Source organism: Shinella sp. NM-101 (assembly GCF_021401195.1).
GTDB lineage: Bacteria > Pseudomonadota > Alphaproteobacteria > Rhizobiales > Rhizobiaceae > Shinella.
Genome location: NZ_JACBFT010000010.1, coordinates 111,998 through 136,627 on the forward strand (window position 1 = coordinate 111,998; position 24,630 = coordinate 136,627).

Annotated in this window: 24 protein-coding genes and 2 tRNA genes; 7 read left to right on the forward strand and 19 right to left on the reverse strand. The window is 65.2% G+C overall.

The features are described 5' to 3' along the window. Positions 1 to 35: 35 nt before the first annotated feature. The 9 genes from tatC to L0976_RS18935 form a co-directional block, all read right to left on the reverse strand. Positions 36 to 866 (reverse strand): twin-arginine translocase subunit TatC, encoded by an 831-nt coding sequence (tatC, locus tag L0976_RS18895; protein WP_203318777.1) that lies wholly within the window; start codon positions 864 to 866, stop codon positions 36 to 38. Next, positions 863 to 1,462, reverse strand: a complete 600-nt coding sequence (gene tatB, locus L0976_RS18900; protein WP_234188807.1) for a Sec-independent protein translocase protein TatB — start codon at positions 1,460 to 1,462, stop codon at positions 863 to 865. The genes tatC and tatB overlap by 4 nt, the downstream gene beginning before the upstream one ends. Before the next feature lie 50 nt (positions 1,463 to 1,512). Then, complete coding sequence (locus L0976_RS18905; RefSeq protein WP_234188809.1) at positions 1,513 to 1,710, reverse strand: twin-arginine translocase TatA/TatE family subunit; 198 nt, start codon at positions 1,708 to 1,710, stop codon at positions 1,513 to 1,515. 310 nt (positions 1,711 to 2,020) lie between these two features. Then, the gene (gene scpB / locus L0976_RS18910) at positions 2,021 to 2,755 is read right to left on the reverse strand and encodes an SMC-Scp complex subunit ScpB (RefSeq protein WP_370643718.1); all 735 of its coding nucleotides are present in this window, start codon (positions 2,753 to 2,755) and stop codon (positions 2,021 to 2,023) included. Continuing rightward, positions 2,730 to 3,548 carry a ScpA family protein gene (locus tag L0976_RS18915; protein ID WP_234188812.1) on the reverse strand — a complete coding sequence of 273 codons (819 nt, stop codon included), beginning with the start codon at positions 3,546 to 3,548 and terminating at the stop codon, positions 2,730 to 2,732. Before L0976_RS18915 ends, scpB begins: the two co-directional genes overlap by 26 nt. An 83-nt stretch (positions 3,549 to 3,631) precedes the next feature. Next, on the reverse strand, positions 3,632 to 4,651 hold the full coding sequence (nagZ, locus tag L0976_RS18920; protein ID WP_234188814.1) for a beta-N-acetylhexosaminidase: 1,020 nt from the start codon (positions 4,649 to 4,651) through the stop codon (positions 3,632 to 3,634). 99 nt (positions 4,652 to 4,750) lie between these two features. Next, complete coding sequence (locus tag L0976_RS18925) at positions 4,751 to 7,924, reverse strand: SPOR domain-containing protein (RefSeq protein WP_234188816.1); 3,174 nt, start codon at positions 7,922 to 7,924, stop codon at positions 4,751 to 4,753. Between the two features lie 63 nt (positions 7,925 to 7,987). Next, the gene (argS, locus tag L0976_RS18930; protein ID WP_234188818.1) at positions 7,988 to 9,748 is read right to left on the reverse strand and encodes an arginine--tRNA ligase; all 1,761 of its coding nucleotides are present in this window, start codon (positions 9,746 to 9,748) and stop codon (positions 7,988 to 7,990) included. Between the two features lie 67 nt (positions 9,749 to 9,815). Continuing rightward, positions 9,816 to 11,036, reverse strand: coding sequence for a deoxyguanosinetriphosphate triphosphohydrolase (locus tag L0976_RS18935; protein ID WP_234188819.1), 1,221 nt, complete (start codon positions 11,034 to 11,036; stop codon positions 9,816 to 9,818). A gap of 218 nt (positions 11,037 to 11,254) precedes the next feature. Here L0976_RS18935 and erpA point away from each other — a divergent pair, with 218 nt between their 5' ends. After that, positions 11,255 to 11,587, forward strand: a complete 333-nt coding sequence (gene erpA, locus L0976_RS18940) for an iron-sulfur cluster insertion protein ErpA (RefSeq protein ID WP_234188820.1) — start codon at positions 11,255 to 11,257, stop codon at positions 11,585 to 11,587. Positions 11,588 to 11,614: 27 nt separating this feature from the next. Then, positions 11,615 to 12,406: an exodeoxyribonuclease III gene (gene xth / locus L0976_RS18945; RefSeq protein WP_234188877.1), complete on the forward strand. Its 792-nt coding sequence runs from the start codon at positions 11,615 to 11,617 to the stop codon at positions 12,404 to 12,406. Positions 12,407 to 12,440: 34 nt separating this feature from the next. Here xth and exoR read toward each other — a convergent pair whose 3' ends face one another. From exoR to L0976_RS18970, 5 genes are all read right to left on the reverse strand, one after another. Then, on the reverse strand, positions 12,441 to 13,244 hold the full coding sequence (exoR, locus tag L0976_RS18950; protein ID WP_203319719.1) for an exopolysaccharide production regulator ExoR: 804 nt from the start codon (positions 13,242 to 13,244) through the stop codon (positions 12,441 to 12,443). Positions 13,245 to 13,608: 364 nt separating this feature from the next. Continuing rightward, positions 13,609 to 14,769 carry an OmpP1/FadL family transporter gene (locus L0976_RS18955; protein ID WP_234188821.1) on the reverse strand — a complete coding sequence of 387 codons (1,161 nt, stop codon included), beginning with the start codon at positions 14,767 to 14,769 and terminating at the stop codon, positions 13,609 to 13,611. A gap of 344 nt (positions 14,770 to 15,113) precedes the next feature. Continuing rightward, positions 15,114 to 17,954 carry a valine--tRNA ligase gene (locus L0976_RS18960; protein ID WP_234188822.1) on the reverse strand — a complete coding sequence of 947 codons (2,841 nt, stop codon included), beginning with the start codon at positions 17,952 to 17,954 and terminating at the stop codon, positions 15,114 to 15,116. 137 nt (positions 17,955 to 18,091) lie between these two features. Beyond that, positions 18,092 to 18,853 carry a PopZ family protein gene (locus L0976_RS18965; RefSeq protein WP_234188823.1) on the reverse strand — a complete coding sequence of 254 codons (762 nt, stop codon included), beginning with the start codon at positions 18,851 to 18,853 and terminating at the stop codon, positions 18,092 to 18,094. A gap of 233 nt (positions 18,854 to 19,086) precedes the next feature. Further along, entirely contained in the window at positions 19,087 to 19,737 is a 651-nt protein-coding gene (locus L0976_RS18970; protein ID WP_234188879.1) for a protein-L-isoaspartate O-methyltransferase, read from the reverse strand. A gap of 292 nt (positions 19,738 to 20,029) precedes the next feature. Here L0976_RS18970 and exbB point away from each other — a divergent pair, with 292 nt between their 5' ends. The 3 genes from exbB to L0976_RS18985 all read left to right on the forward strand — a co-directional run bounded on the left by exbB (position 20,030) and on the right by L0976_RS18985 (position 21,743). Further along, complete coding sequence (gene exbB / locus L0976_RS18975) at positions 20,030 to 21,103, forward strand: tonB-system energizer ExbB (RefSeq protein ID WP_234188825.1); 1,074 nt, start codon at positions 20,030 to 20,032, stop codon at positions 21,101 to 21,103. Between the two features lie 4 nt (positions 21,104 to 21,107). Continuing rightward, entirely contained in the window at positions 21,108 to 21,536 is a 429-nt protein-coding gene (gene exbD / locus L0976_RS18980; protein WP_234188827.1) for a TonB system transport protein ExbD, read from the forward strand. 133 nt (positions 21,537 to 21,669) lie between these two features. After that, a tRNA-Cys gene (locus L0976_RS18985) sits at positions 21,670 to 21,743 on the forward strand. A 38-nt stretch (positions 21,744 to 21,781) separates the two neighbouring features. On the opposite strand, the gene L0976_RS18990 is transcribed toward L0976_RS18985, so the two are convergent. After that, positions 21,782 to 22,039: a hypothetical protein gene (locus L0976_RS18990; RefSeq protein WP_203318763.1), complete on the reverse strand. Its 258-nt coding sequence runs from the start codon at positions 22,037 to 22,039 to the stop codon at positions 21,782 to 21,784. Positions 22,040 to 22,392: 353 nt separating this feature from the next. Here L0976_RS18990 and L0976_RS18995 point away from each other — a divergent pair, with 353 nt between their 5' ends. Next, positions 22,393 to 22,719, forward strand: a complete 327-nt coding sequence (locus tag L0976_RS18995) for an RcnB family protein (RefSeq protein WP_203318762.1) — start codon at positions 22,393 to 22,395, stop codon at positions 22,717 to 22,719. Positions 22,720 to 22,771: 52 nt separating this feature from the next. Here the strand turns inward: L0976_RS18995 and L0976_RS19000 are convergent, their stop codons facing one another. Next, a complete protein-coding gene (locus tag L0976_RS19000; RefSeq protein ID WP_234188829.1) occupies positions 22,772 to 23,248 on the reverse strand; it encodes a DUF2938 domain-containing protein in 477 nt (158 codons plus the stop codon). Positions 23,249 to 23,312: 64 nt separating this feature from the next. Further along, positions 23,313 to 23,597: a hypothetical protein gene (locus tag L0976_RS19005; RefSeq protein WP_203318760.1), complete on the reverse strand. Its 285-nt coding sequence runs from the start codon at positions 23,595 to 23,597 to the stop codon at positions 23,313 to 23,315. A gap of 164 nt (positions 23,598 to 23,761) precedes the next feature. Here L0976_RS19005 and L0976_RS19010 point away from each other — a divergent pair. After that, positions 23,762 to 23,836 (forward strand) — tRNA-Asn (locus L0976_RS19010). Positions 23,837 to 23,951: 115 nt separating this feature from the next. Here the strand turns inward: L0976_RS19010 and L0976_RS19015 are convergent. Both L0976_RS19015 and L0976_RS19020 read right to left on the reverse strand, forming a co-directional pair. Then, the gene (locus tag L0976_RS19015; protein ID WP_234188831.1) at positions 23,952 to 24,143 is read right to left on the reverse strand and encodes a hypothetical protein; all 192 of its coding nucleotides are present in this window, start codon (positions 24,141 to 24,143) and stop codon (positions 23,952 to 23,954) included. 67 nt (positions 24,144 to 24,210) lie between these two features. Continuing rightward, a complete protein-coding gene (locus L0976_RS19020) occupies positions 24,211 to 24,420 on the reverse strand; it encodes a hypothetical protein (RefSeq protein ID WP_234188833.1) in 210 nt (69 codons plus the stop codon). Between the last annotated feature and the right edge of the window lie 210 nt (positions 24,421 to 24,630).

Sequence of the window (24,630 nt, forward strand, 5' to 3'; positions counted from 1 at the left end):
CGGCAGCGACCTGCGGCAACGCCGCCGGCAAGACCTCAGTCGGCCTCGCCCGGCGTTGCAACGACCTCGTTTTCCGCATCCTGCGCTTCCGAGGCGCGCGCCCGCTGCCGTTCGATGAGTCGGGCCGTGTAGATGGAAATCTCGTAGAGAAGGATGGCCGGCAGCGCAAGACCGATCTGGGAGACCGGATCGGGGGGCGTCAGCACCGCGGCCACGATGAAGGCGATGACGATGGCGTATTTGCGCTTGCTGACCAGCGCCTGCGTATCGATGAAGCCCGCGCGCACCAGGAGCGAGGAGACAACCGGAAGCTGGAAGACGAGGCCGAAGGCGAAGATCAGCGACATGATCAGGCTGAGATATTCGGAAACCTTCGGCAGGAGCTGGATCGAGACCTGCCCCTCGCCGCCGCCCTGCTCCATGGCCAGGAAGAACCACATGACCATGGGCGTGAAGAAGAAATAGACCAGCGCCGCGCCGATGAGGAAGAGGATGGGCGACGCGATCAGGAACGGCAGGAAGGCCGCCCGCTCGTTCTTGTAGAGGCCCGGCGCGACGAACTTGTAGATCTGCTGGGCGATCACCGGGAAGGCGATGACCAGCGCGCCGAACATGGCGACCTTGATCTGCGTGAAGAAGAATTCCTGCGGCGCCGTGTAGATCAATTCGACATGGCGATGGGAAAGGCCCGCCCAGCTCACCGCCCACTTGAAGGGCAGGACGAGCAGGTTGAAGAGCTGCTTGGCGAAATAGAAGCAGACCAGGAAGGCAATGAAGAACGCGCCGACGGCCCACAGCAAGCGCCGGCGAAGCTCTATCAGATGCTCGATCAGCGGCTGGGGCTTGTCTTCGATATCGCCGCTCATGCGTCGCCCTTCTTGGTCTTCGTCGTCTTCGGCTTGGTGGCGGCGGTTTTCCTGGCCGCGGGCGCCCTGGCCGCAGCGGCCTTCGGCTCGCCCTCAGGCTTAGCGGCGGCCTTGCGTGGCTTTGCGGCTTTGGCGGCGGTCCCGGCCGGCTTCTTCTTCGCCGTCGCGCTGGTCGGGCCGGCCTTCAGCGGCACGGCGGCGACAGGTTCTGCCGATGCCTGCTTTGCAGCCTCCGAGGGCACGGCGACCGGGGCGCTCGAAACGCTCTCTGCCGGGCTGGAAGCCGGAGAGACGCTGGTCGACTTCTGCAGATCGGCCTTGATCTCGTCGCCCATCTGGCGCAGCGGATTGACCGCGTCCCGGATGGTGTTCAACGGATTGAGCTTCTGGGCCTCGCCGATCGTCTTGCGCACGTCTTCGAGATCGGCCTCGCGCAGCGCCTCGTCGAACTGCTGGCGGAAGTCGCTCGCCACGCCGCGCATCTTGCTCATCATGCGGCCGAAGGTCCTCAGCATCTGCGGCAGGTCCTTCGGACCCACCACGACGATCAGGACGATGGCGATGACGAGTATTTCGGTCCAGCCGACATCAAGCATGGGATACTGTCCTTAGAGGCCGCAGGCCGTTGCCCGCAGCCGAACGCCGGTTACTTGGCTTCGTCAGCCTTGTGATCGACCGTCTTCGACTGGTCGGCGGCGCTGCTTTCCTCGTCGGACATGCCCTTCTTGAAACTCTTGATGCCCTTGGCGACGTCACCCATCAGTTCCGGAATCTTGCCGCGGCCGAACAGCAGCAGCACCACCACCAGAACGATCAGCCAATGCCAGATGCTGAAAGAACCCATTCCCTTAACTCCCGTTGAAATCTGAACCCGATGTAAGCCGTTCAGCCGTCTTTTTCAAATACCACTATGTCGCGGTGGTTAGCCGAAAGCATGACATTACGCAATCCGGGCGATGATTGTCGAGCCGGCCGTGTGTGATGGACACGTCCCGGCAGGGCCGTGTCTCCCGAAGGCGAGCGCCCCGCGAAGGCCGCCGCCGAAACCCGTCTCGTCTCGATGCCGGTGGAACCGGACGGGTCCGAAGCCATTTTCGAAGTCTTTCCCTGCCGCCGGCCATCTGCCGACGCAACGGCCGTTCACAAGCCTCGGCCTATTCGTCCTCTTTTCCGCCCGGTGTCAAGAGACCGAGCTCCTCAAGGTCGAACTGGGTGATCGGATCCTCGTCCTCCGCCATTTCCTCCTCGCCGAGCGGCAGGGGCACCTGGAAATTGGAGGGAATCCGGCCGGAAAGCAGGCCGGCGCCCTTCAGTTCCTCCAGGCCCGGCAGGTCGCGCACGTCCTCGAAGCCGAAATGGTCGAGGAAATCCCTTGTCGTGCCGAAGGTTACGGGGCGACCCGGTGAGCGCCGGCGACCGCGAAGGCGCACCCAGCCGGCCTCCATCAGCACGTCGAGCGTACCCTTGGACGTCTGCACGCCGCGGATGTCCTCGATCTCGGCGCGGGTGACCGGCTGGTGATAGGCGATGATCGACAGCACCTCGAGCGCGGCGCGCGACAATTTGCGCACCTCGGTCTCGTCCGTGCGGATGACGAAAGACAGATCCGGCGCGGTGCGGAAGGCCCAGGCATCGCCCACCTGCACGAGATTGACGCCGCGGCCGGCGTAGAGCGCCTTCAACTCGCGCAGGACATGCGCCACGTCCACGCCGCGCGGCAGGCGCTCGGCGATATAGGCCTCGGAAACCGGACCGGCGGAGGCGAAGACCAGCGCTTCGGCGATTCGCGCGGCTTCGTGCAGCCGGCGCGGATCGACCACCATGCCGCCTTCCGCCCCGTGCGGTGCGCCGTCCTCATCCTCTTCAATCACGCCCGGCGCTCCCGTCATCGTCCTCGGGCTCGCCGGCCTTCGGACCGCGGCGAAGGTAGAGCGGCTGGAACGCGCCGTCCTGCCGCAGTTCCAGGCGCCCTTCCCTGACGAGTTCCAGCGTCGCGGCGAAGGCGCTGGCGATGGCCGTCGTGCGCTCGGCGGGATCGCTGAGGTAGCGCAGCATGAAATGATCGAGCGCCGTCCAGTCGTCGTCCACGTCACCGACGAGCAGGGAGAGGATCTCGCGCGCGTCGGCGAGCGACCAGACGGTGCGCTTCTCGATGGTGACCTGGGTGACGGCATGGCGCTGGCGCAGCGATGCATAGGCGTTGAGCAGGTCGTAGAGCGAGGCCTCGAAGGCGGAGCGCCGCTCGGTGGGGATATGTTCCGGCATGCCGCGCGCGAAGACGTCGCGGCCGAGGCGGTTGCGGTTGACGAGCCGGGTGGCGGCATCGCGCATCGCCTCCAGACGCTTCAGGCGGAAGGCGAGGCTTGCCGCCATCTCCTCGCCCGAGGGTCCGTCATCCTTCGCCTGCTTGGGGATCAGCAGGCGGGACTTCAGATAGGCGAGCCAGGCGGCCATGACGAGATAGTCGGCGGCAAGCTCGATGCGGATCTTCCGCGCCCTGTCGATGAAGACGAGATACTGCTCGGCGAGCGCCAGCACGGAAATGCGGGTGAGGTCCACCTTCTGCGTGCGCGCGAGATGTAGGAGAAGGTCGAGCGGGCCTTCGAAGCCGGCAAGATCGACGACGAGGCTCTCTTCCGAAAGCCCCCGCTCCCCGGCGTCGTCCTGCCACAGGTCGGCCATCGGCGCCTGCGCGCCGCGTCCCTTCCCCGGTGGCTTCGAGCCCGTTGCCTGCACGTCGCTCCCCGCTGCCCCTGCCGCGGCCGTCAGGCGACCGCGATCATGGCGTTGAATTCCTCGCGCAGCGCCTCCTCGTCCGCACCGTCGGGCGCCGGGAAGCCTGCGCACACCGCATTCGCCCGCCGCAGGCTCTCGCCGGCCAATGCGGGAACGTTTTCGGTCACCGCAACCATTTCGTCCATGATGCCATGGCAATGCAACACCATGTCGAGCCCGGCAGCGATGATTCCCCGGCTTCTTTCGGCAATATCGCCGCGAAGGGCGTTCATGGACACGTCGTCTGACATCAGGAGCCCGTCGAAACCGATATGGCCGCGGATGACCTCCTCGACCACCTTCGCCGAGGTGGTCGCCGGATTGTCGGCATCGATGGCGGTGAAGACGATATGGGCGGACATCGCCATCAATTCGTCCTTCATGCGCCGGAAGGGCACGAAGTCGCAGGCTTCCAGCTCCTTGCGGCTTGCGTGGACGACCGGCAGGTCGTGGTGCGAATCGACCATGGTGCGGCCATGGCCCGGCATGTGCTTCATGATCGGCAGCAGGCCGCCGGCCTTGAGGCCGTCCGACGCTGCCTTGCCCATGGCCGAGACGATCTCCGGCTCCTGCCCGTAGGCACGGTTGCCGATGACGTCGTGCACGCCCGGAACGGCGACGTCGAGCACCGGCAGGCAGTCGACATTGATGCCGAGGCGCAGCAGATCGAAGGCGTGCAGGCGCGACATCAGCCAGGCGGCGCGCAGGCCCCGCTCCTCGTCCGCACGGTAGATGGCGCCGAGCGCGGCGGCGTTCGGATACTGCTGGACATGCGGCGGCTTGATGCGCTGGACGCGACCGCCCTCCTGGTCGATCAGCACCGGAATGTCCGCGCCGCCGCCGATGCACGCGCGCATCTCGGCCGTCAGGTCCGCGACCTGTGCCGGCTCGCCGATATTGCGGCCGAAGAGGATGAAACCCCAGGGACGCTCGTTGCGGAAGAAGGCCTTTTCGTCGTCGGTGAGGCTCAGGCCCTTGCAGCCCGAAATGAAGGATTTCGATTCGCTCATGTCCGCAATCTTGGGGGTTCGGGGAAGACGAAGGGCGCATGGCCCGGGAATCGAAGAGGCGCGGACCGTGCCGCGCCTCGTCAGGAATCGGGGTCAGCCTCAGCGGGTGACGAGGCAGCTTCCGCCCGCGCTCTTGTAGCGGCTGCAAAGGGTATTGGCCTCTTCGCGCGAGCCGGCCGGAATGCGGACGCGGAAGAAGGTGCCCTTGTTGGGGATTTCCGCCTTCTTGATGTCCACGCCGCGGCCGCCGATCACGTTGCCGAACTTGGAGGACAGCGAGTTGTAGGTCTTCTGCGCTTCGGCCTCCGAGGGGAGCGAGGCGATCTGGATGACGTAGCCGCCCGGCGCGACCTGGGCCTGCTCGGCGCTCGCCTGCGGGACCTGGGTCGCCGAGGCGGTCTCGGTGGCCGAAACCCTGCCGTTCTCGGTGACCGTGCCGACGACGTTCACCGGCTGGTCGGCGGGGCGGGCTGCCGGAACGGGCGCGTTGTCGCCGGCCGTGGCCGTTGCCGCGGAACCGATCGTCGTCGTCTTCACGGTGCGCACCGGCGCCGTGCCGTCGACCTGGGTTTCGGCGACTTCCGCAAGCGCCGAACGGGGCTTTGCTTCCGCCGCTGTCTGCTCGGCGCGCAGCGAGGCGTCCGCATCGAGCGCCGCGTTTGCCGTCGCAGCCGCCTCGCCGGAGGCGCCGCCGGTCGTGGCGGTGGCCTTGGCGTCGAGCTGCGCGGTTTCGGTGACCGTGTCCTCGCGGGCGACGAGCGTGCCGTCCGGCTTGACGATCATCGTCTTGACCTTGCGCGGGGAAACGACCGGCTTGTCGCTGGCCGCGGCCGCGGCTGCTGCCGTCTCCGGTTCGTCGACGCCCGGCAGGAGGCGGTTGTCCTCTTCGGATGCCGCGAGATCGGGGCCGTCTTCCGGACCGTCGAACGGCAGGGTCTCGGGCGTCAGCGTGCGCTGCACGACATCGACCGGCTCCTCCGTGGAGGTGACGAGCTGTTCCTGCTGCGGCCGGCTGGTGGTGTCGCCCGCGACGCGGTCGTAAACGGCCTTGTCCTGGTTCGGAACGGTCTTGCCGCCCTTTTCCTCGGGCACGATCTTGATCGGCTCCTTGTCGGCAAGGATGACGCGCGGCTCGCCGGAACCGCCGACCGAGCCGCCGGTGAAGGCCGACCAGGCGTAGACGGCGCCCCCGCCGATCAACAGCAGGCCCGCGACGGAGGCGGCGATCAGCATGCCGCGGCGCGGGCGGGCCGTCTCGTCATCGTAGCCGTCGCCGGAATAGAGCGTCGTCGCCTGGCCCGGATCGACCGGGATCGCCATGCGCTCCGGCTGGTTCAGCGAGCGACGGAAGTCCTCTTCCAGCGCACGCTCGAAATCGTCCACATCGTTGATCTGCGTTACCGGCTGGGCGGCGGCGGTAGCCGCGCTGGCGGCGGCGCCTCTCTGCAGGTCCTCATTGCGCGGCCTGGCGGCAGGCTCGGTGAAGAGCTGCGCCATCTCAGCGTCGATGTCGAGATCGTAGTCGGGCTGATAGGCCGGCGGCTTCTCCTTCTCGACGAGGGGAAGGTGCGGCACGTCGAGTTCGGTGACCGGCGAGACGCCCTCGTCCGTATCGGCGATCATCGCCGGGTCGAACGGCAGGACGCCGTCATTGGCCTCGGCGGCGACCGGCTGCGGCCTGGTATAGGTGGAAACGGGGATGGCGACGGCCGGCTCGCGCCGGACGGGCGTCTCTGCCGCTACCGGCGGTGCGACTTCCGGCTTCACCTCGACGGGCCTGGCCTCCTGCTTCACCGGCTCGTCGTCCAGCGAGAAATCGGAGAGGTCGAGGTCTATGTCCGAAAGGTCGAACTCCAGGCTCTCGAAATCGAGCTCGGGCTCGGAAACGGCCGGCGCAGGCGTGGCGACGGGTTCGCGCCGGGCCTCGACGACAGGAGGTTCAATGGGCTGGACGGGCGCCGCCGCCGGTTCGACGAACGGCGTTGCGGCCTTCTCGACGACGGGTTCGCGGTGCGCGGTCGGCGTCGCGCGGCCGAAGATGGCGGAGATATTGGCCGGCGTATTGCTGCGCGCGGCGGCTGCGGCAACGACGGCGGCCGCCGCGGCGGCCGTTTCGGCGGACAGCGGCGAACGGGGTTCCGGCACGGGGAACCGCTCGACCTCGGCCAGCAGCGCGTCGCGATCGTAATTGCCGCCGGTCTCGACGGACTCCACCTGATAGGCGGGCTCCGCATCGAAGACGGGCTCGGTCGCCTCGGCCTGCCACTGCGCCTCGATCCGGGCGGCGGCGCGGGCGCGGTCTTCCCGCGTCTCGAGCGGCATCTGCGCCACGAATTGCGGCTCCTCGCCGGCATAGGCGGGTTCGGCGTGGAACGGCTCGGCATGCTCGACGCCGGAATCGACCGGCATCCAGCCGTCGAAGCTCGGCTCGATATTGGTTGCGACGGCCTCGACAGCAACCGGAACCGGCGCGACGAACGCGGCTTCCGCGCCATCGTCCGGGCGGCCATCCGCCACGCGCTCGTCGGCAAAGCCGTCGCCGATCGAAAGTTCCAGCTCGTGCTCCAGATCGAGGCCGATGTCGCCGGCGGCAGCGTCGTCGCCGGACAGCGGCTGAAGCCCCAGGAAAACGGGCTGCTCCTCGACATGGGGCGCTTCCTCGAAACGCGGCTCGGCAACCGGCTCGTGGCGCGCCGGCTCCTCGAAGCGGGGCTCGAACCGGTAGGCAAAGAGATGGCCCGCATGAAGGTCCGGCCCGGCATCGACCGGCGGCACGTCGCTGACGGACGTCTCCAGTTCGTCGGCGAGAAGCAGGGCCGGATCGGCCTGCGGGCCGGGCTCCACGAACGACTGCCCGGCGAAAGCGGGCTCGACGGCCTCGTGGAAGGACGGCTCCTGGTGCACCGGCCCGCCGGGGGCAACGCCCCGCGTCGGGATCTCGTCGATGAAGGACGCACGGTCTTCCTCGACCGGCGCCGGCTCCTCGAAAACGGGCTCGACATGGCGGGCCGCCGCCGGCTGGGCGACGACCGGGTCCACGGCGGGCGCCGGGGCATCGTACTGCTCGAAGGCGCGCAGGAGCTCGTCCTCGAGAGCGAAGACGGGATTTTCATGCCGCGGCGCCGCCTGGACGGCGTCGGAGAAGGACCTGTCGATATCCTGAACAGGACGCGGCTCGAGACTGACGAGGCGGGCAAGCTCGCTCAACGGGTCATCTTCTGCCAAGAGACCCCTGTCGGCGGTTCCGCTTCGCGCGAAGTTCTTGTCTGCCATACTGCTTCCCACTCGTAAGCTACAAAGACGCGTTTGCCAGCTTATTGTGGGCAAATGGTGACGTTATCGCATTTCGTCCGGTGCTGCGGTGCCTGTAATGGACAGGCCCGACTTAAGAACAGACGCGACAGCGTGCACCAGCCCAAGTCTGGCGATGCTCAATTCTCTATTCTTATCGTTAACAAACCGTAATTCCGGCTGTTCCTTACCTTTGTTCCAGTGCGCATGGAACGCGCTGGCAAGATCATAGAGGTAAAACGCGATGCGATGAGGCTCCTGCGCCAGTGCAGCGGCCTCGATCACACGGGGATATTCTGCCAGTTTTGCAAGAAGCTGCAACTCGCTCGGATCGGCGATATTTCCATCGATCGCGCCGGCCAGATCGAGCGCGGCGACATCGAGCCCCGGGAAGGCCTCGGCGGCCTGCCGGAACACCGACATGCAGCGCGCATGGGCATACTGCACGTAGAAGACCGGATTGTCCTTGGACTGCTCGGTCACCTTGGCGAAGTCGAAGTCGAGCGGCTCGCTGTTCTTGCGGTACAGCATCATGAAGCGCACCGGATCGCGGCCGACCTCGTCGACGACGTCGCGCAGCGTGACGAAATCGCCCGAACGCTTCGACATCTTCACCGGCTCGCCGTTGCGGTAAAGCTTGACGAGCTGGCAGAGGAGGACCGTCAGCTTGGCCTTGCCCTCGGAGACGGCGCGCGCGACGGCCTCCAGGCGCTTGACGTAGCCGCCATGGTCGGCGCCGAGCACGTAGATCATCTCGTCGAAGCCGCGGTCGAACTTGTCCTTGAAGTAGGCGACGTCGGCGGCGAAGTAGGTATAGGAGCCGTCCGACTTGATCAGCGGACGGTCGATGTCGTCGCCGACTTCCGTCGAGCGGAAGAGCGTCTGCTCGCGATCCTCCCAGTCTTCCGGCACCTGGCCTTTCGGCGGCGGCAGCACGCCCTTGTAGACATGGCCCTTGAAGGTGAGGTCGTTGATCGCGGTGCGGATCGGCGCGCCGTTGCCGGCGTGCAGCGAGCGCTCGGAGAAGAACACGTCATGCGTGACGTTTAGGGCGGCGAGGTCCTCGCGGATCATCGCCATCATCGCGGCGATGGTCTTCTCCTTGACGATCGGCATCCACTGGTATTCGGGCATGGCGCGCAGGGTCGTGCCGAATTCCTCGGCGAGCGCCTCGCCGACCGGCACGAGATAGTCGCCCGGATAAAGGCCGGAGGGAATCTCGCCGATCGTCTCGCCCAGCGCCTCGCGATAGCGCAGGAAGGCGGAGCGGGCCAGCACGTCGATCTGCGAGCCGGCGTCGTTGATGTAGTATTCCTTGGTCACGTCATAGCCGGCAAAGGCGAGCAGGTTGGCGAGCGCATCGCCCACCACGGCGCCGCGGCAATGGCCGACATGCATCGGGCCGGTCGGGTTGGCCGAGACATATTCGACATTGACCTTGCGGCCGGCGCCCAGCGCGCCGCGGCCGTAATCCGTGCCGGCCGTGACCACGGCGGCAAGCAGCTTCTGCCAGTAGGGAACGGAAAGGCGCACGTTGATGAAGCCCGGGCCGGCGACGCTGACATCGGCGACCTCGGGGTCGTTCTTCAGCTCGGCGACGATGAGGTCGGCAAGCGCCCGCGGATTGAGGCCGAGCGGCTTGGCCAGAACCATCGCCGCATTGGTCGCGACGTCGCCATGGCTCTGGTCGCGCGGCGGCTCGACGCTGACGCGGCCGAAATCGAGTTCGGAGCGCTTTTCACGGACGATCTCAAGTCCTTCGAGTACGTTTTTGATTCTGCTGTCGAAGTCTGTAAAAAGGTTCATCTCATCCATCCGCGCGCAGCGGCCTCCCGGAGGGCCAGGCCTGCGAAGAAGTTCAGGTGGCGGCTGACTATCGTAATTCGGGGGTATGGTCAAACAGACGGCGATGCGTGTTGATCGCGTAATTGTCGGTCATTCCGGCGAGATAATCGCCGACATGGCGGGCGCGCGCCGATTCCGGCATGGTCGCGATGCGGTCCACCCAGTAGTGCCCCTGCATCAATTGCGGGTCGTCCATATAGGCGTGATAGAGGTCCGTCAGGATGGAGGCGGCGTTCGCCCGCACCCGCATCACGTCCGGATGGCGGTAGATGCGGGAGAACAGCAGCTTCTTGATCTGCCTGTCCGTCACCGCCATCTCCTCGGAGAACGTCGCCAGGCACCGGTGAGCCTTGCGCACGTCGTCGGCGCTTTCCGGCCGCTCGTCGCGGATCGCCTGCTGGGCATAGCTGATCACGTCCTCGACCATGGCGGTGATCTGGCGGCGCATGATCTCGTGGGTGAAGCGCGGCGCTTCCAGGCCGGGGTAGCGGTCGTGCACTTCCTTCATCAGCCGCGCGAGAAACGGCACCTCCTCCAGCATCTCGAAGTCGAGGTAGCCGGAGCGCAGGCCGTCGTCGATGTCATGGGTGTTGTAGGCGATGTCGTCGGCGATCGCCGCCACCTGCGCTTCCAGGCTGGCGAAGCTGCCGAGCTCCAGGTCGTGCACGGCGCAGTATTCGAGGATCGGGCGCGGCACGTCGTCACCGTGCGTGCACTCGCCGGTCGGGCCGATCAGCGGACCATTGTGCTTGACGAGGCCCTCCAGGCTCTCCCAGGTGAGGTTCAGCCCGTCGAAATCGGCATAGCGCCGTTCGAGCTTGGTGACGATGCGGAGCGACTGGGCATTGTGGTCGAAGCCGCCGAAGGGCTCCAGCACCGCATGCAGCGCGTCCTCGCCGGTATGGCCGAACGGGGTGTGGCCGAAATCGTGCACCAGCGCGACGCCCTCGGCGAGGTCCTCGTCGAGCTTGAGGGCACGGGCGAGCGCGCGGGCGATCTGCGCGACCTCGATCGTGTGGGTGAGCCGGGTGCGATAGTGATCGCCGTCGGCGGCGATGAAGACCTGGGTCTTGTGCTTGAGGCGACGGAAGGCCGTCGTGTGGACGATACGGTCGCGGTCGCGCTGGAAATCCGAGCGCGTCGGGCTTTCCGGCTCGGGAAAGAGCCGCCCGCGCGTTGACCACGGGTCGGAAGCGTAGATGGCGCGCTGTCCCGCGCCGAAACCCAGCGCATGTCTGTCAAACGTCATTCGTCACCTGCATTCACGCCGCCCATTGACGCGGCCTCAATGCCTTCATACCTATAGTGTGCATAGCGGCAAGTCCGGCTGCAAGGCGCGCTTGAAAGACAAGTCTTTTCAAAGGCTTGTTTCACACGGTGCGCGGTAGTCCGAACGTTCCGGCGACAAAATCGCCGTCCGTACACGAAGCGATTCTCTCCGGATCTTGACCCCGGCAGGAGGCAGACATGACCGACAAGTCCGTAACCATCTCCGACGCGGCCGCACGGCGCATCGCCTCGATCCTCGGCTCGGCGCCGGAAAAGCAGGCGCTGCGCGTTTCGGTCGAAGGCGGCGGCTGTTCCGGTTTTTCCTACAAGTTCGACCTCGTCGAGGACCAGCAGGACGACGACCTCGTGCTCGAAAAGGACGATGCAAGGGTGTTGATCGACCAGCTCTCCCTCGTCTACATGGACGGGTCCGAGATCGACTTCGTCGACAACCTGCTCGGCCAGTCCTTCCAGATCAAGAACCCGAACGCCGTGGCAAGCTGCGGCTGCGGCACCAGCTTCTCGGTCTGAACCAACCCGACAGGAACCCGCATGCCGATCAAGATTGCCACCTGGAACATCAATGGGGTGCGGGCGCGCATCGACAATCTGGTCGCCTGGCTCAAGGAGTCGGCGCCCGACATCGTCGCCCTGCAGGAGATCAAGACGGTCGACGAAGGTTTTCCGCGCGGCGAGATCGAGGCCCTTGGCTATCACATCGAGACGCACGGCCAGAAGGGTTTCAACGGCGTCGCCCTCCTCTCGAAGATCCGCCCCGACGAGGTGAGCCGCGGCCTTCCCGGCGGCGACGGCGACGAGCAGGCGCGCTTCATCGAGGGCGTGTTCTCCATCGACGGCGGCGCGATCCGCGTCTGCTCGATCTACCTGCCGAACGGCAACCCGGCCGACGACCCGGTGAAATATCCCTACAAGCTCGCTTGGATGGACCGGCTCGTCGCCTTTGCCGAGGACCGGCTGGCGCTCGAGGAACCGCTGGTGATGGCGGGGGACTACAATGTCATCCCCGAGCCGCACGATTGCTGGGACGTGAAGGTCTGGGAACGGGACGCCCTCTACCTGCCCCCGACGCGGCAGGCCTTCCGCCGCCTCGAAAACCTCGGCCTCACGGATGCCGTGCGCGCCACCTCGGACGGCGTGCCGCTCTATACGTTCTGGGATTACCAGGGGGGATGCTGGCCGAAGAACTTCGGGATCCGCATCGACCACCTGATGCTGTCGGCGGAAGCCGCGGACCGTCTCGTGTCGACCGGCGTCGAAAAGCATGTCCGCAACTGGGAAAAGCCGTCGGACCACGTTCCCGTCGTCGCAGTGCTCGATTTCGCCGCCTAGCTCTGCCGCGCAGCGGGGCGCACGGGCCGGTGGATTATTCGTTGGGATTGAAGCGGATGCTCTGTGCGAGCGCGACGCCCTTGCGGCGGTCCTCCTCGCTGGCGACGGAGAAGGCTTCTTCCTGCGTTGCCTGGAGCCAGGCACAGTCCTTCGGCGGGCAATGATCGAGCGCGGCTGTCATCATCGCAAGGCCCCGCGTCGTGTCGCCCTCCTGGAAGAGGATGTTGCCGAATAGCCCCATGGCGCCGGCATGGCCGTTGTTGCGCGCGCGGTTCAGCCACTTCTTGGCCTGGTGCACGCTGACAGAACCGCCCTCGCCCGTCAGCATCATGCGACCGAGCTGGAACTGCGCTTCGGGGATCCCGAATGCGGACGCCGCCTGGAAATAGAGCTGGCGCGCCTGCGAAAGGTCGATCTTCACCGGACTGTCGGGAATGCCGCGGCGGTAGTAGCTGGCAAGCGCGATCAGCGCATTGGCGAAGTAACCCGTGTCCTCCGAGCCGGGCTCGACGCCGGCCTGGGCGATCTCGCTGTAGATCTTGAAGGCTTCGAGGTCGTTTTCCGGCACGCCGTCGCCGTCGGCATACATGTTGGCGAGCGCCCAGCGCGAACCGGTATGGCCCTTTTCCGCCGCATAGCGGTAGGCCTCGACGGCATCGCTCTTGCGGCCTTCCTTGTAGGAGAAGAAACCGAACTTGAAGAGGTCGAAGGGGCCGCTTTCCTTGCTGACGCCGGCCTGGGGATCGAATGCGAGAGCCTGCGGCGCCATCCAGGAGGACAGCGAAAGGCAAAGGCCCATTACCACTACTTTCATCGGTAACAACTCGGACTTGGGCATCACTTTTACAATTCCGCGCCAAGGCTTCCTGCCTGTGCCGAACCGGACATGCACGGGCTTCGTGCAGGTTTCCGGCATTTCCGGCGACAATGACATCGGCTGGCTCATCGTTTCCCTTGGGCGCGGTTCCACGCGTCTACATGCCCCTATCGCTGCGCCCCGTTTGTGGCGGGAAATGGACATTTCGTCGCTTCCCAATGGGTGTAGCAAACTCTGGAAAAAAATGTGTTGCGATTCCGTCACATATTTTCAGACGTCGTTGTGATTTCCCCATGCAAGGGGCCTGAAGGCAAGGAAACGTTAACCAAGAAAAACGGCCTGGCGATGACGCCAGACCCGATTTTTTCCGAAAGCCATCTTGGGCTTAGAACGAGATCTTGTAGGAACCCGTCACGCCATAAGCCCAGCCGCCGCCGCCGGTGGCGTCGAAGGTCGCGCCCTTGGCAACGGACTGGCTGCCGGTCGACATGTGAGTAATGCCGGCGCCGAAGCGCAGATCGCCCGGGCCAAGCTTGGCGAGAACGCCTGCTCCAAGCGTAACCGAAGCCTCATGGATATCAGCACCGGTGCTGACGCCGCTGTCCCAGGTCAGGTTGACCGTGCCGGTCAGCTTTTCATTGAAGACGTGGGCGACGCCTGCCTGGATGGTCCAGCCGTCCTTCCAGTTGTAGATATCCTTGCCCGGACCACCACCAGCCATCGGCGGAGCAGCGATATTATAATTCAGAGAATCTAGTACGCTCCAATCGGTCCATTTGACCGAACCATAAACCAACCAGCCAGGTGCAACGCCCGACTGGACGGCGAGCTTAAGAGACTGAGGCAGCGTACCATACCCGGTCGCCGAAGCCCGACCGCCACCCAGAGCGGTCATATCCAGGTATCCCTCGTCCGCCTCGTGCTTTACCTTCGAACGATACATCAAAGATACCCGAAGAGCATACTCGGTTATCTCGTATGCCACGCCGATCCGGTAACCGAACGCGGAATCATCCTGGAGGTGGAACTTGCCCTGCAACGGAGAAAACGCCGGCTGAACTACAGCATCGTAAGTGAAGTCCTGCAGGAAGATACCACCCAGAAGATGAATTTTACCCGCCCCTGCGTCGAACTTGACGTCGCAAGTCGCACCATATTCATTCGTCTCAAAACCCTTGTCACTGTAGGGCTTCACCTGAAGACCACGCACGTCATTTCCGTACGTCGCATCCGCACCGAATGGCTGAGTATAGGTCAATGCGCACGCAAAATTCTCGGAAACGCTGATCTTCGCGGCAACGCTCGGGATCCAGTAATCGTTCGTGTAGACGCCGTCGTTATTCGCAGCACCCGCCGCGCCCGTCGTCTTGAACGTACGGCGCGGGGAAACATACGTCGCACCCGCGCGGAAGATGAAATCGCCGCTTTCGAACAGAATGTCCGTGTCGGCCTCGCCGCGGCTGTAGCCGCCGGCCTGGGCGGTGGTGGCAAGGGCCGCAAAGGCCGCTGCCGTCAGAATTCCATTCTTGAAGATCGTGTTGATCATTCATACTCCCCCAATATCACTGAGCGGCCTCCACCGCCTATTCCGAGGCCGACTATCGAAGAGGAGCACCGGCTTGGCAAACCCCACTTCTCATCAGGGAATCCTGCGTGCGGTTCGCAAGATTGCGTAAGTTTTTTCTGAAGCCCCTCAGCATTCGAGACGTACGAAATAATCTTCCAAACACTCCTTAAAATTCTCTAAAATATAGATCGCCATTTCAATTGGGCGGGGCCGTGTCACATTTGGGACACAGCCGGATTTTTGCGACCCGGGCCTTGAATACAAAACCGCGCCGGGGCTTCCGGCGCGGTTTTGCGGTTCCTGCAACGATTGCGGTGGCAGAATCAGCCGGCTTCGCTGACGCGCGCAAGCGCGACGGAGAGGCTTGCGAGCTGCTGCTCCAGTTCGGCGGCACGCTCGCGCTCGGCCTCCACGACCTCCGGCTTGGCATTGGCGACGAACTTCTCGTTCGACAGCTTGCCCTCGATGCGGGCGGCCTCCGCCTTCGCCTTGTCGATCGCCTTTTCAAGGCGCGCCTTCTCGGCCGCAAGATCGATCAGGCTGCCGAGCGGCAGGCAGGCCGTCGCCTCGCCGACGACGATCTGCGCCGCCCCCTTCGGGGCCGCGTCCGCAAGGCGGATGTCCTCCACGCGGGCAAGCCGGCGGATGGCCTGGTCGTGCGTGACGAGCCGCTTCTGCGTGAGGGCGTTGGCGCCCACCACGACGAGCGGCGCCGTCGCGCCCGGCGGCACGTTCATCTCGGCGCGCACCGAGCGGATGCCCGAAACGAGTTCGACCAGCCAGTTGATCTCGTCGGCGGCCGCATCGTCACCGTAGGCCGGCGTCGGCCATTCCGCGTGGCAGATGAGGCTGTCGCGCGTTACGCCCTCGCCCGCCGTGTGCGCCCAGAGCTCTTCCGTCATGAAGGGCATGAACGGGTGGAGGAGCTTGTAGGTCTCCTCCAGCACGTAGGCGGCGCAGGCCTGCGATTCCGCCTTGGCGGCCTCGTCCTCGCCGCTGAAGACGGGCTTCAGCAATTCCAGGTACCAGTCGCAGAACTGGTTCCAGATGAAGCGGTAGAGGGAGCCTGCCGCATCGTTGAAGCGGTAGGTCTCGATCGCCTCCGTGACGTCGCGCGCCGTGCGGGCAAGCTCCGTCAGGATCCAGCGATTGATCGTCAGCGAGGCGGTCTCCGGCACGAATTTCGGATCGCTCTTGACGCCGTTCATCTCGGCAAAGCGCGTGGCGTTCCAAAGCTTGGTGCCGAAGTTGCGGTAGCCGGCGATGCGGGCCGGGTCGAGCTTCACGTCGCGGCCCTGCGCCGCCATGATCGCCAGCGTGAAGCGCAGCGCGTCCGCGCCGTATTCGTCGATCAGGTCGAGCGGGTCGATGACGTTGCCCTTCGACTTCGACATCTTCTGCCCGTTCTTGTCACGCACCAGAGCGTGGACATAGACGGTGTGGAACGGCTCGACGGGATTGCCGGACTCGTCCTTCATGAAGTGCAGGCCCATCATCATCATGCGGGCGACCCAGAAGAAGATGATGTCGAAGCCGGTGACCAGCACGTCGGTCTGGTAATACTTCTCCAGTTCCTTCGTCTGTTCCGGCCAGCCGAGCGTGGAGAAGGGCCACAGCGCGGAGGAGAACCAGGTGTCGAGCACGTCCTCGTCGCGCGTCAGGATCTCGCCCGGCGCGAAGTTCTCGATCTTCTCCTCGACCCAGGCCTTCCACGGGCCTTCATGGGCGATGTAGTGCTGGATGGCGGCGTGCAGCGCCTCCTCCTCGGTCTTCTCGACGAAGACCTGGCCGTCCGGGCCGTACCAGGCCGGGATCTGGTGTCCCCACCAGAGCTGGCGGGAGACGCACCACGGCTGGATGTTCTCCATCCACTCGAAATAGGTCTTTTCCCAGTTCTTCGGCACGAATTTGGTGCGACCCTCGCGCACGGAGGCGATCGCCGGCTGGGCGAGCGTCCTGGCATCGACATACCACTGCTCGGTCAGGCGTGGCTCGATCGGCACGCCGCCGCGATCGCCATGGGGGACCATGTGCTTGTGCGGCTCGATCCTGTCGAGCAGGCCGGCCTCCTCGAAGATGGAGACGATGATCCTGCGCGCCTCGAAGCGGTCCTTGCCTTCCAGTTCGTCCCAGGCGCCGTGCAGCGCGGCGGGATTGTCGAGGCCTTCCAGGAAGTCCTCGTTCTCCTTGATGGTGATCCTGCCGTCGACGGTCAGCACGTTGACCTGGCGCAGGTCGTGGCGCTTGCCGACGTCGAAGTCGTTGAAGTCGTGCGCCGGCGTCATCTTCACGGCGCCCGTGCCGGCGGTCGGATCCGGGTATTCGTCCGCGACGATCGGGATCTTGCGGCCGACGATCGGCAGGATGACATGCTTGCCGACGATGGACTTGTAGCGCTCGTCCTCGGGGTTCACGGCAATGCCGGTGTCGCCGAGCATCGTCTCGGGGCGGGTCGTCGCGACGACGAGATAGTCGCGCGTCTCGAATTCCGTCGGCCTGCCGTCCTCGTCGAAGGCGACGGGGTGCTGGTAGGTGACGCCCGGCTCCAGCGGATAGCGCAGGTGCCAGAGATTGCCGTTGACCTCGACCTGCTCGACCTCGAGGTCGGAGATCGCCGTCAGCAGCTTGGGATCCCAATTGACGAGGCGCTTGTCCTTGTAGATCAGGCCTTCCTTGTAGAGCGAGACGAACACCTCGCGAACGGCTTCGGAAAGCCCTTCGTCCATGGTGAAGCGCTCGCGCGACCAGTCGCAGGACGCGCCGAGGCGCTTCAACTGGTTGAAGATCAGGCCGCCCGATTCCGCCTTCCACTCCCAGACCTTCTCCACGAAGGCCTCGCGGCCCATCTGGCGGCGGTGCTGCTGGGTTTCCATCAGCTTGCGCTCGACGACCATCTGGGTCGCGATGCCGGCATGGTCCATGCCCGGCTGCCACAGCACGTCCTTGCCGCGCATGCGCTCGAAGCGGACCATGATGTCCTGCAGCGTGTTGTTGAGCGCGTGGCCCATATGCAGCGAACCCGTCACGTTCGGCGGCGGGATGACGATGGCGAAGGTCTCGGCGCCGGGCTTTGCGCCCTCGCCTGCGCGGAAGGCGTCCGCATCTTCCCACGTCTTGGCAATTCGCGGCTCGACCGCTGCGGAATCATAGTTCTTTTCAAGCATTTTCGTGCATGGCCTGCTGTTTGTCGTGGGGTTTTGTAAACCGGATGGCCGGGATGGAGTCAACATATCAGAAGAAAAGCCGCGCCGGGGCATCCGGCGCGGCTCTACTGCTGTTTTTTCGGGAACCGGCGGAAAGGTCAGCGGCGCGGGCCGCGCGCCACACGCTCGATCTCCTCGCGCACCAGCCGTTCCACCAGCGTCGGCAGGTTGTCGTCGAGCCATTCCTGCAGCATCGGGCGCAGCATGTCCTCGGCGATCTCGTCGAAGGAACGGCGCGGGCCGGAATCGAGCGCCTCGGCCAGCGCGCCGAAGGACTGGGCGACCCGCTCGCCGACCGCAGGCGATACAATCGCGGCGATGTCGCGGCCGCCGATCGCCTCCGCGGGGGCGCGGGCATCCGAGGCCCTCACGGGCTCGGCGACCTGGAACGCCTCGGCGACCGGTTCGATCCGCTCGACGGGCGCAGGCGAAAGGCGTCCCGCCCCGGCCGCCATGCGGCTCGTCACCAGCGGGCTTTCCTCGCGAACGGCCTGCACCGGCTCGATGTCCACCGGCTCGCGCTCGGCCGCCTCCCGGTTCGCGGCGACATGGCGCTCGGATGCGGCGCGGACGCGGGCGGCGACATCGGCCAGCGACATGGCCGGCTGGGCGCCCTGCCCCGGCTCGGCGCGCGGCAGCGGCTGCACGACCGAAGAGCGGCGCTCCTCCGCATGGAACTCTTGCGCCATGACGGGACGGTCCAGAAGGCTGGAATGGCTCTCGGTGGTGATGTCGAAGCCCTCGTCGTCCGCAGCGTCGGCGGCCAGATCCGGCTGTGCTTCGTTGTTCTCGATGATCTTGCGGATGGACGCCAGGATTTCATCCATGGACGGTTCACGCGCTACATTCGGCTGAGCCATTTCTATCCCCGTTCTCTGCGGCGTCCATGGCCTGCCGCAGAAGGCGTACCGGACGTGCCGAAGACCCTAGGCGAGTTCGGCGGCGAACTAAATCGCTGCGAATCATGTGTTATAAGTGATGCACAGATTTGTTTGGCCTGCCAAGAGCAAGGCCCGCGGGGCGCCCGTGACGGAAAAGGCCCGCCGCGATATGCGGGCGGGCCTTTCGGGTCAGGAGCGGCGCCCGGGCACCGTCAGAAAACGAATTCCTTCGCCTTGCGGAAGCCGGGCAGCGGCTTGACGGCGGTGTTGAAGACGTTGCGCTCGGCAACGCGACCGCCTTCCTTGATGTAGAGGCGCGCCTGCGAGGCGTTGCCGTATCCCTCGACGACGACGAGGCGGCCGCCGTCGCGCAGTTGCGAGAACAGCGCACCCGGCAGGACCTCGACTGCGCCGTGCACGAAGATCACGTCGTAGGGCGCTTCCGGCGCATAGCCGGCTTCGAGGTCGCCTGTCACCACGGCGACATTGTCGTAGCCGAGGCGGGCGAGCGTTTCCGTCGCGGTCGCGGCAAGCGCCGCGTCGCTCTCAAGGGCGACGACCGAACTGCCGAGCTTCGAAAGGACCGCGGAGGCGTAGCCGGTGCCGCAGCCAACCTCCAGCACCACGTCGCCCGGGGCGATCTCGCCAAGCTGGACCAGCTTGGCGAGCGGCGACGGCTCCATGAGGTAGCGGCCGGGGGCGATCTGCACATCGTTGTCGATATAGGCGAGCGGCCGGGCGGCCGCGGGCACGAATTCTTCCCGCGGCACGGTCAGGAACGCGTCGAGCACCTCGCGCGACGTCACATCCGTCGTGCGGATCTGGTTATCCACCATCTTCGTGCGCGCTGCTTTGTAGTCAATCATCTCTGGCCCTTAGATAAAACGGCGAAGACCGGCGCAAAGGCCCGGGCGGTGCCGGGTGCGTCGGCAATTCTCTTAGTGCGGTTTCGGGCCGGGTGTCCATAGGCGGCGGGCGATTGCGCGCAAAAACCGCGCCCTGAAATCCCCGCCGTTATTATGAATAATTTACTCAACATATTATTGCCTGCCATATGCATAATGTCGTATTGAGCACTCAGGTCCCGGCGGCCTGGCCGCACTGCCCCGTCTACGCGGGCTTCACTTGAATTGAGACATGCAAGAGGAATACGCCGTGCTCAAACGGTCTCGACTGTACTTCGCGATGATCCTGATGGCGCTTGCCGTTCCGCACGCCGTTTCGGCGCAGGCCCAGGAGACGCCGGCCGCCCAGACGGATACCGGACAGCCCGCGGGCGGAAGCGCCGCGCCGGCGGCGGGCACCACCTCCCGGCCGGCGGCCGCCGAGAGCCAGGCGACGGAAGCCCCGGCAACGCCGGGCCAAGCGACCCAGAGCCAGGCGACCCAGGGCCAGACGGGGCAGGATCAGGCAACGGACGCCGAAGTGCAGGACGACGGGGACGCGACCGAACTCGACGTCATCGATGACGCCGAAGGCGCACGCCAGGCCGGCCTGCCGCACGACCTTTCGCCCTGGGGCATGTTCATGGCGGCCGACATCGTCGTCAAGGGCGTGATGATCGGCCTTGCCTTCGCCTCCGTCGTCACCTGGACGGTGCTGCTCGTCAAGCTGGCCGAGCTCGGCGCGGCCCAGCGTTCCGCCGGCCATGCCGTGCGCCAGCTCACCGCAGCCCGCGGCCTCGATGATGGCGAGCAGGCGCTCAGCCGCAACCGGGGCGTCGCCGCCCACATGACCCGCGCCGCCCGCGAGGAGATGGACGCCTCCGAAGCCGTGCTCGACCATGTGTCGGACGGCGGCGTGAAGGAGCGCATCGCCTCCCGCCTCGCCCGCATGGAAGTACGCGCCGGCCGCCGCATCGCCAAGGGCACGGGCCTGCTTGCGACGATCGGCTCGACCGCGCCCTTCGTCGGCCTGTTCGGCACGGTCTGGGGCATCATGAACTCGTTCATCGGCATCTCGAAGGCCCAGACCACGAACCTTGCCATCGTCGCGCCCGGCATCGCCGAAGCCTTGCTGGCGACCGCCATCGGCCTCGTCGCCGCCATCCCGGCCGTGGTGATCTACAACTTCCTCGCCCGCGCCATCACGGGCTATCGCCAGCAGCTTGCCGATGCCTCGGCGGCCATCGAGCGCCTTGCGAGCCGCGACCTGGACATGCGCCGCGCGCAGCGCCACCCCGCGCAGCGCGCCGAACGTGCCGGCGGGTCCTTCGTGAAGGTCGGGTGACGCCATGGCCAGCAAGATCAGGGAAGGCGGCGGCGACGACCTGGAGGAGAACAGCGAAATCAACGTGACGCCGTTCATCGACGTCATGCTGGTGCTGCTCATCATCTTCATGGTGGCCGCCCCGCTCGCGACGGTCGACATCAATGTCGACCTGCCCTCCTCCGTCGCCCAGCCGGCGCCGCGCGAGGACAAGCCGGTCTTCATGACGCTGAAGAAGGACCTCACCGTCTCCATCGGCAACGGCGAGATCGCGCGCGACAATTTCGGCCCGGAGCTCGACGTCGTGACGGAAGGCAAGAAGGATACGCGCATCCTGCTGCGCGCGGACAAGTCCGTCGACTACGGCAGCGTCATGGACGTCATGAACCTGCTGCGCGGCGCCGGCTATGCCAAGATCGCGCTTGTCGGCCTCGAAGGCGCGCCTGCCCAATAGGTTCGAACGGCGCGCTTGCGGGCGCGCCTTCCGTCGCCGCCAAAAAAAGCTTGGCATTCGGCATGAATGCCTCTTGCACCCTTTCTGAATTCGTTCTAAACGCCCGGCACCACTCGCTTTATAGCAAACGGACGGCCTCGTGGCGGAGTGGTTACGCAGAGGACTGCAAATCCTTGCACCCCGGTTCGATTCCGGGCGAGGCCTCCACTCTTTTCTCATTCCCCCCAAGCCGTTGAATTGACTGCTCAGGTCTCACCGCCGCGGCGTCGGCTGAAGTCGACCCGGACGACGTTGCACGCCGGCTTTCGCTCCGGCAGCGGCGGATGGGTGGCAGGCGCATCGCCGGCCGTGGTTTCATCGGCCTTTCGCGGCTGCGCGCCATCGGCGCCCGCCTGCATGGTCTTCAGCTTCCGGTACATCTGCACCACGAGCTTCTTGTAGAAGGCGACGATCTGCTGGTGCTCGCAGCGCCGGATATAGAGTTCGTCGAACCGTTGATTCATCTTCCTCGGGCCTCCGCTGTGCGAGGACGAATTCCCGAGAATTTCATCTGTTCCTAAAGCACTGGCCGTATGGCTAACGATTCCCGACCGGGAGCGCCATGAGGGGCAACACCTGCCGACGCTTCAGGCAAGCGCCGGGCCGTTTCGCCGGGTCCGATGGCGCTTGCCGATCCGATGCATGTGGCACGCCGCGCCTTCGTCAACCCGCGCGGATTTCATCCGTCACGGCAGTCGCCCTGAAATCGCCATAGATGCTAACGGATTGTTTTCATTACAGCATTGTAATGTTTCATTCAGTTTTCGTTCATCGGCCGGGTCCTAGGGTCCTTGCATCAACAACGAGGAACCGAACGATGAAACTCTTCACCCGCACGCTTCTGGCCGCCGTCGCCCTCTCCTTCGCCGCCGCCCCGATGGCGCAGGCCCAGACCTACGGCCATGGCCACGACCGCAAGCCCGGCTATGCCTCGTCCTGGGACAAGCACAATGCCAAGAAGCGGCATCACTGGCGCAAGGGCGAGCGTTATTCCGACTGGAAGCGCCGTCCGCCGGTCCGCGACTACCATCGCCATGGCCTGCGCAAGCCCGGCCGCGGCCAGCAGTGGGTGAAGGTGGACAACAGCTATCTCCTGATGAGCGTCGCCACCGGCCTCATCCTCGGCATCGCCGCCGCCCGCTAAGATACGGATGCCACCGCCGCTTCGGCCGCGGTGGCATCTTCATGCGTGACGGTCAGCGCAGAAGGAGCGCCGTGCCGTAAAGCCCGAGGGCGAAGATGGTGTGCGCGACGAGATTGAGCATGCGCACCGTGTTGGCATTCGGCAGCCTCGATGCGGCGATACCGATCCCCAGGCCGGGCTGCAGCAGGAACCAGCCGGCCCCGACGGTGACGATGCCGAAAATCCAGGCGGGCAGGAAGGTGGGCGCCGCGAACCACCCCTTACCGACGATCAGCGCCAGCACGACGCCGTAGAGAATGCCGACCGCATAATGGCCGATCCAGCCGAGCGCCTGCTCGTTCGCATAGGGCTTGGCCCTGCCGATATCGTCATGAAACACCGTGCCGTCCTTGAGGTGCCAGAACCAGCGCCCGACCGGCGCCCAGTTCGGCCGCGGCTGCACGGACATCTTCCAGAGAAGAACCGCCCACGCATCCATCAGCACCGTCGCGCCGAACCCGATCGCGGCGCCTTTCACCAGCAGTTCCATGCAACACTCCTCACCTGACAATGGTCAAGGGTTAGAGCAGGTCCGCTCTTGCGGCGCAACGGGCTCAGCGTGTGCCGCGCTTCGTCCTGCGGGTGGCCCACCACACGGCGAGGCGGCGGCGCTGGCGGCGCACGAAATGGGAATCGTGGGAGAGCACGAGCAGGCCGAGCGGGATCATCCAGAAACCGAGGACCGGCAGGAAGCCGAGGATGCCGCCGCAGACCAGCAGCACGCCGATCACCGTGCGCAGCCAGCGCGATTCCGGCAGCTTCATGCGGAAGGAGCCGACCACGATCTGCCGCGTGCGGGGATCGATCCCGAAATGCATCTTGGTCTTTCGCGCCGCCATTCATTGTCCAGTCTGCTGCATTGCCCGGATTTCCGAGACTCTTCCCCCTCCCAATTGGAGAGTTCTCCACAATCAATCAAGCCCGGTGCATTTTTTTGTCAAAAAGCGCTTGGCAAATCGATCAGGCATTTGTATTACGCGCTCACTCCGCAGCGAGCGGATGATCCCTGGTAGCTCAGCGGTAGAGCATTCGACTGTTAATCGACAGGTCGCCGGTTCGAATCCGGCCCGGGGAGCCAGTTTCTGGAAGGGTCGTGCCTGATGGTGCGGCCCTTCTGCTTTTCGGCCATGCGCACAGTTGAAGGGCCGCCTTCACGGCAGCCCTCCTGTTTTCGATTTCCGGGTCGGATGTTTCTATCGGGCCTTCGGCGGCGGGCGCCTGGTGTTCATCTGCAATTCATGGCGGCTGGCGAAGCGGCCGAAGAGACGAAGGAGTTTGCGCTCTTCCGCCTTGTCCAACCCGTTCTTGCGGCAATGCTCGACGACATCGAACACATTGCGGGTCTGCCGCGGACTGAACTGGCGATTGTCTATGTGATGGGTCATCGGGGCTCCTCCGTTCGCACGGCAGGAAAACACGCCGGGCCGCGCTTTGTTCCCGGCGAGCCGCCGCTCAGGGCACCATCCCGAAACCCGCCTGGCGCACCGTCCTCGCCGCGCCGTAGTCGCGCTCGTGCGCGTTGCGGCGGAAGGTCTGGCCGCGCTCGCGGGGACGGGCGGAAGGATCGCCCAGCGGCGTTCCGATCACCCCGTCCGCATAGGTGCCGGTGGCGATGTCATCCTCGTCGGTTTCGGTGATCTTCAAAAATCCGAAAAGCATCATGGTCCTCCAGTTTCCACCCAAACGAGCCGGCGGGATTTCCGTTCCCTCGGCGCATCGGATAGACGCAAAATTAACCATGTTTGCTAACAGTACGTTAAAGCCCGGCACTTTTGCGACCACCCTCGTGAGCTTCCGGCCGCCCGACATGGCGCGTGGAAAAAATCCCTAGCGAAGCCAGCTCCCGGGAAACACGATTGCTTGCAAAGCGCC

Coding starts and splice junctions, on each gene's coding strand:
- tatC (WP_203318777.1), bottom strand. CDS start 866: ATGAGCGGCGATATCGAAGACAAGCCCCAGCCGCTGATCGAGCATCTG.
- tatB (WP_234188807.1), bottom strand. CDS start 1,462: ATGCTTGATGTCGGCTGGACCGAAATACTCGTCATCGCCATCGTCCTG.
- L0976_RS18905 (WP_234188809.1), bottom strand. CDS start 1,710: ATGGGTTCTTTCAGCATCTGGCATTGGCTGATCGTTCTGGTGGTGGTG.
- scpB (WP_370643718.1), bottom strand. CDS start 2,755: ATGACGGGAGCGCCGGGCGTGATTGAAGAGGATGAGGACGGCGCACCG.
- L0976_RS18915 (WP_234188812.1), bottom strand. CDS start 3,548: ATGGCCGACCTGTGGCAGGACGACGCCGGGGAGCGGGGGCTTTCGGAA.
- nagZ (WP_234188814.1), bottom strand. CDS start 4,651: ATGAGCGAATCGAAATCCTTCATTTCGGGCTGCAAGGGCCTGAGCCTC.
- L0976_RS18925 (WP_234188816.1), bottom strand. CDS start 7,924: ATGGCAGACAAGAACTTCGCGCGAAGCGGAACCGCCGACAGGGGTCTC.
- argS (WP_234188818.1), bottom strand. CDS start 9,748: ATGAACCTTTTTACAGACTTCGACAGCAGAATCAAAAACGTACTCGAA.
- L0976_RS18935 (WP_234188819.1), bottom strand. CDS start 11,036: ATGACGTTTGACAGACATGCGCTGGGTTTCGGCGCGGGACAGCGCGCC.
- erpA (WP_234188820.1), top strand. CDS start 11,255: ATGACCGACAAGTCCGTAACCATCTCCGACGCGGCCGCACGGCGCATC.
- exoR (WP_203319719.1), bottom strand. CDS start 13,244: ATGCCCAAGTCCGAGTTGTTACCGATGAAAGTAGTGGTAATGGGCCTT.
- L0976_RS18955 (WP_234188821.1), bottom strand. CDS start 14,769: ATGATCAACACGATCTTCAAGAATGGAATTCTGACGGCAGCGGCCTTT.
- L0976_RS18960 (WP_234188822.1), bottom strand. CDS start 17,954: ATGCTTGAAAAGAACTATGATTCCGCAGCGGTCGAGCCGCGAATTGCC.
- L0976_RS18965 (WP_234188823.1), bottom strand. CDS start 18,853: ATGGCTCAGCCGAATGTAGCGCGTGAACCGTCCATGGATGAAATCCTG.
- exbD (WP_234188827.1), top strand. CDS start 21,108: ATGGCCAGCAAGATCAGGGAAGGCGGCGGCGACGACCTGGAGGAGAAC.
- L0976_RS18990 (WP_203318763.1), bottom strand. CDS start 22,039: ATGAATCAACGGTTCGACGAACTCTATATCCGGCGCTGCGAGCACCAG.
- L0976_RS18995 (WP_203318762.1), top strand. CDS start 22,393: ATGAAACTCTTCACCCGCACGCTTCTGGCCGCCGTCGCCCTCTCCTTC.
- L0976_RS19000 (WP_234188829.1), bottom strand. CDS start 23,248: ATGGAACTGCTGGTGAAAGGCGCCGCGATCGGGTTCGGCGCGACGGTG.
- L0976_RS19005 (WP_203318760.1), bottom strand. CDS start 23,597: ATGGCGGCGCGAAAGACCAAGATGCATTTCGGGATCGATCCCCGCACG.
- L0976_RS19015 (WP_234188831.1), bottom strand. CDS start 24,143: ATGACCCATCACATAGACAATCGCCAGTTCAGTCCGCGGCAGACCCGC.
- L0976_RS19020 (WP_234188833.1), bottom strand. CDS start 24,420: ATGATGCTTTTCGGATTTTTGAAGATCACCGAAACCGACGAGGATGAC.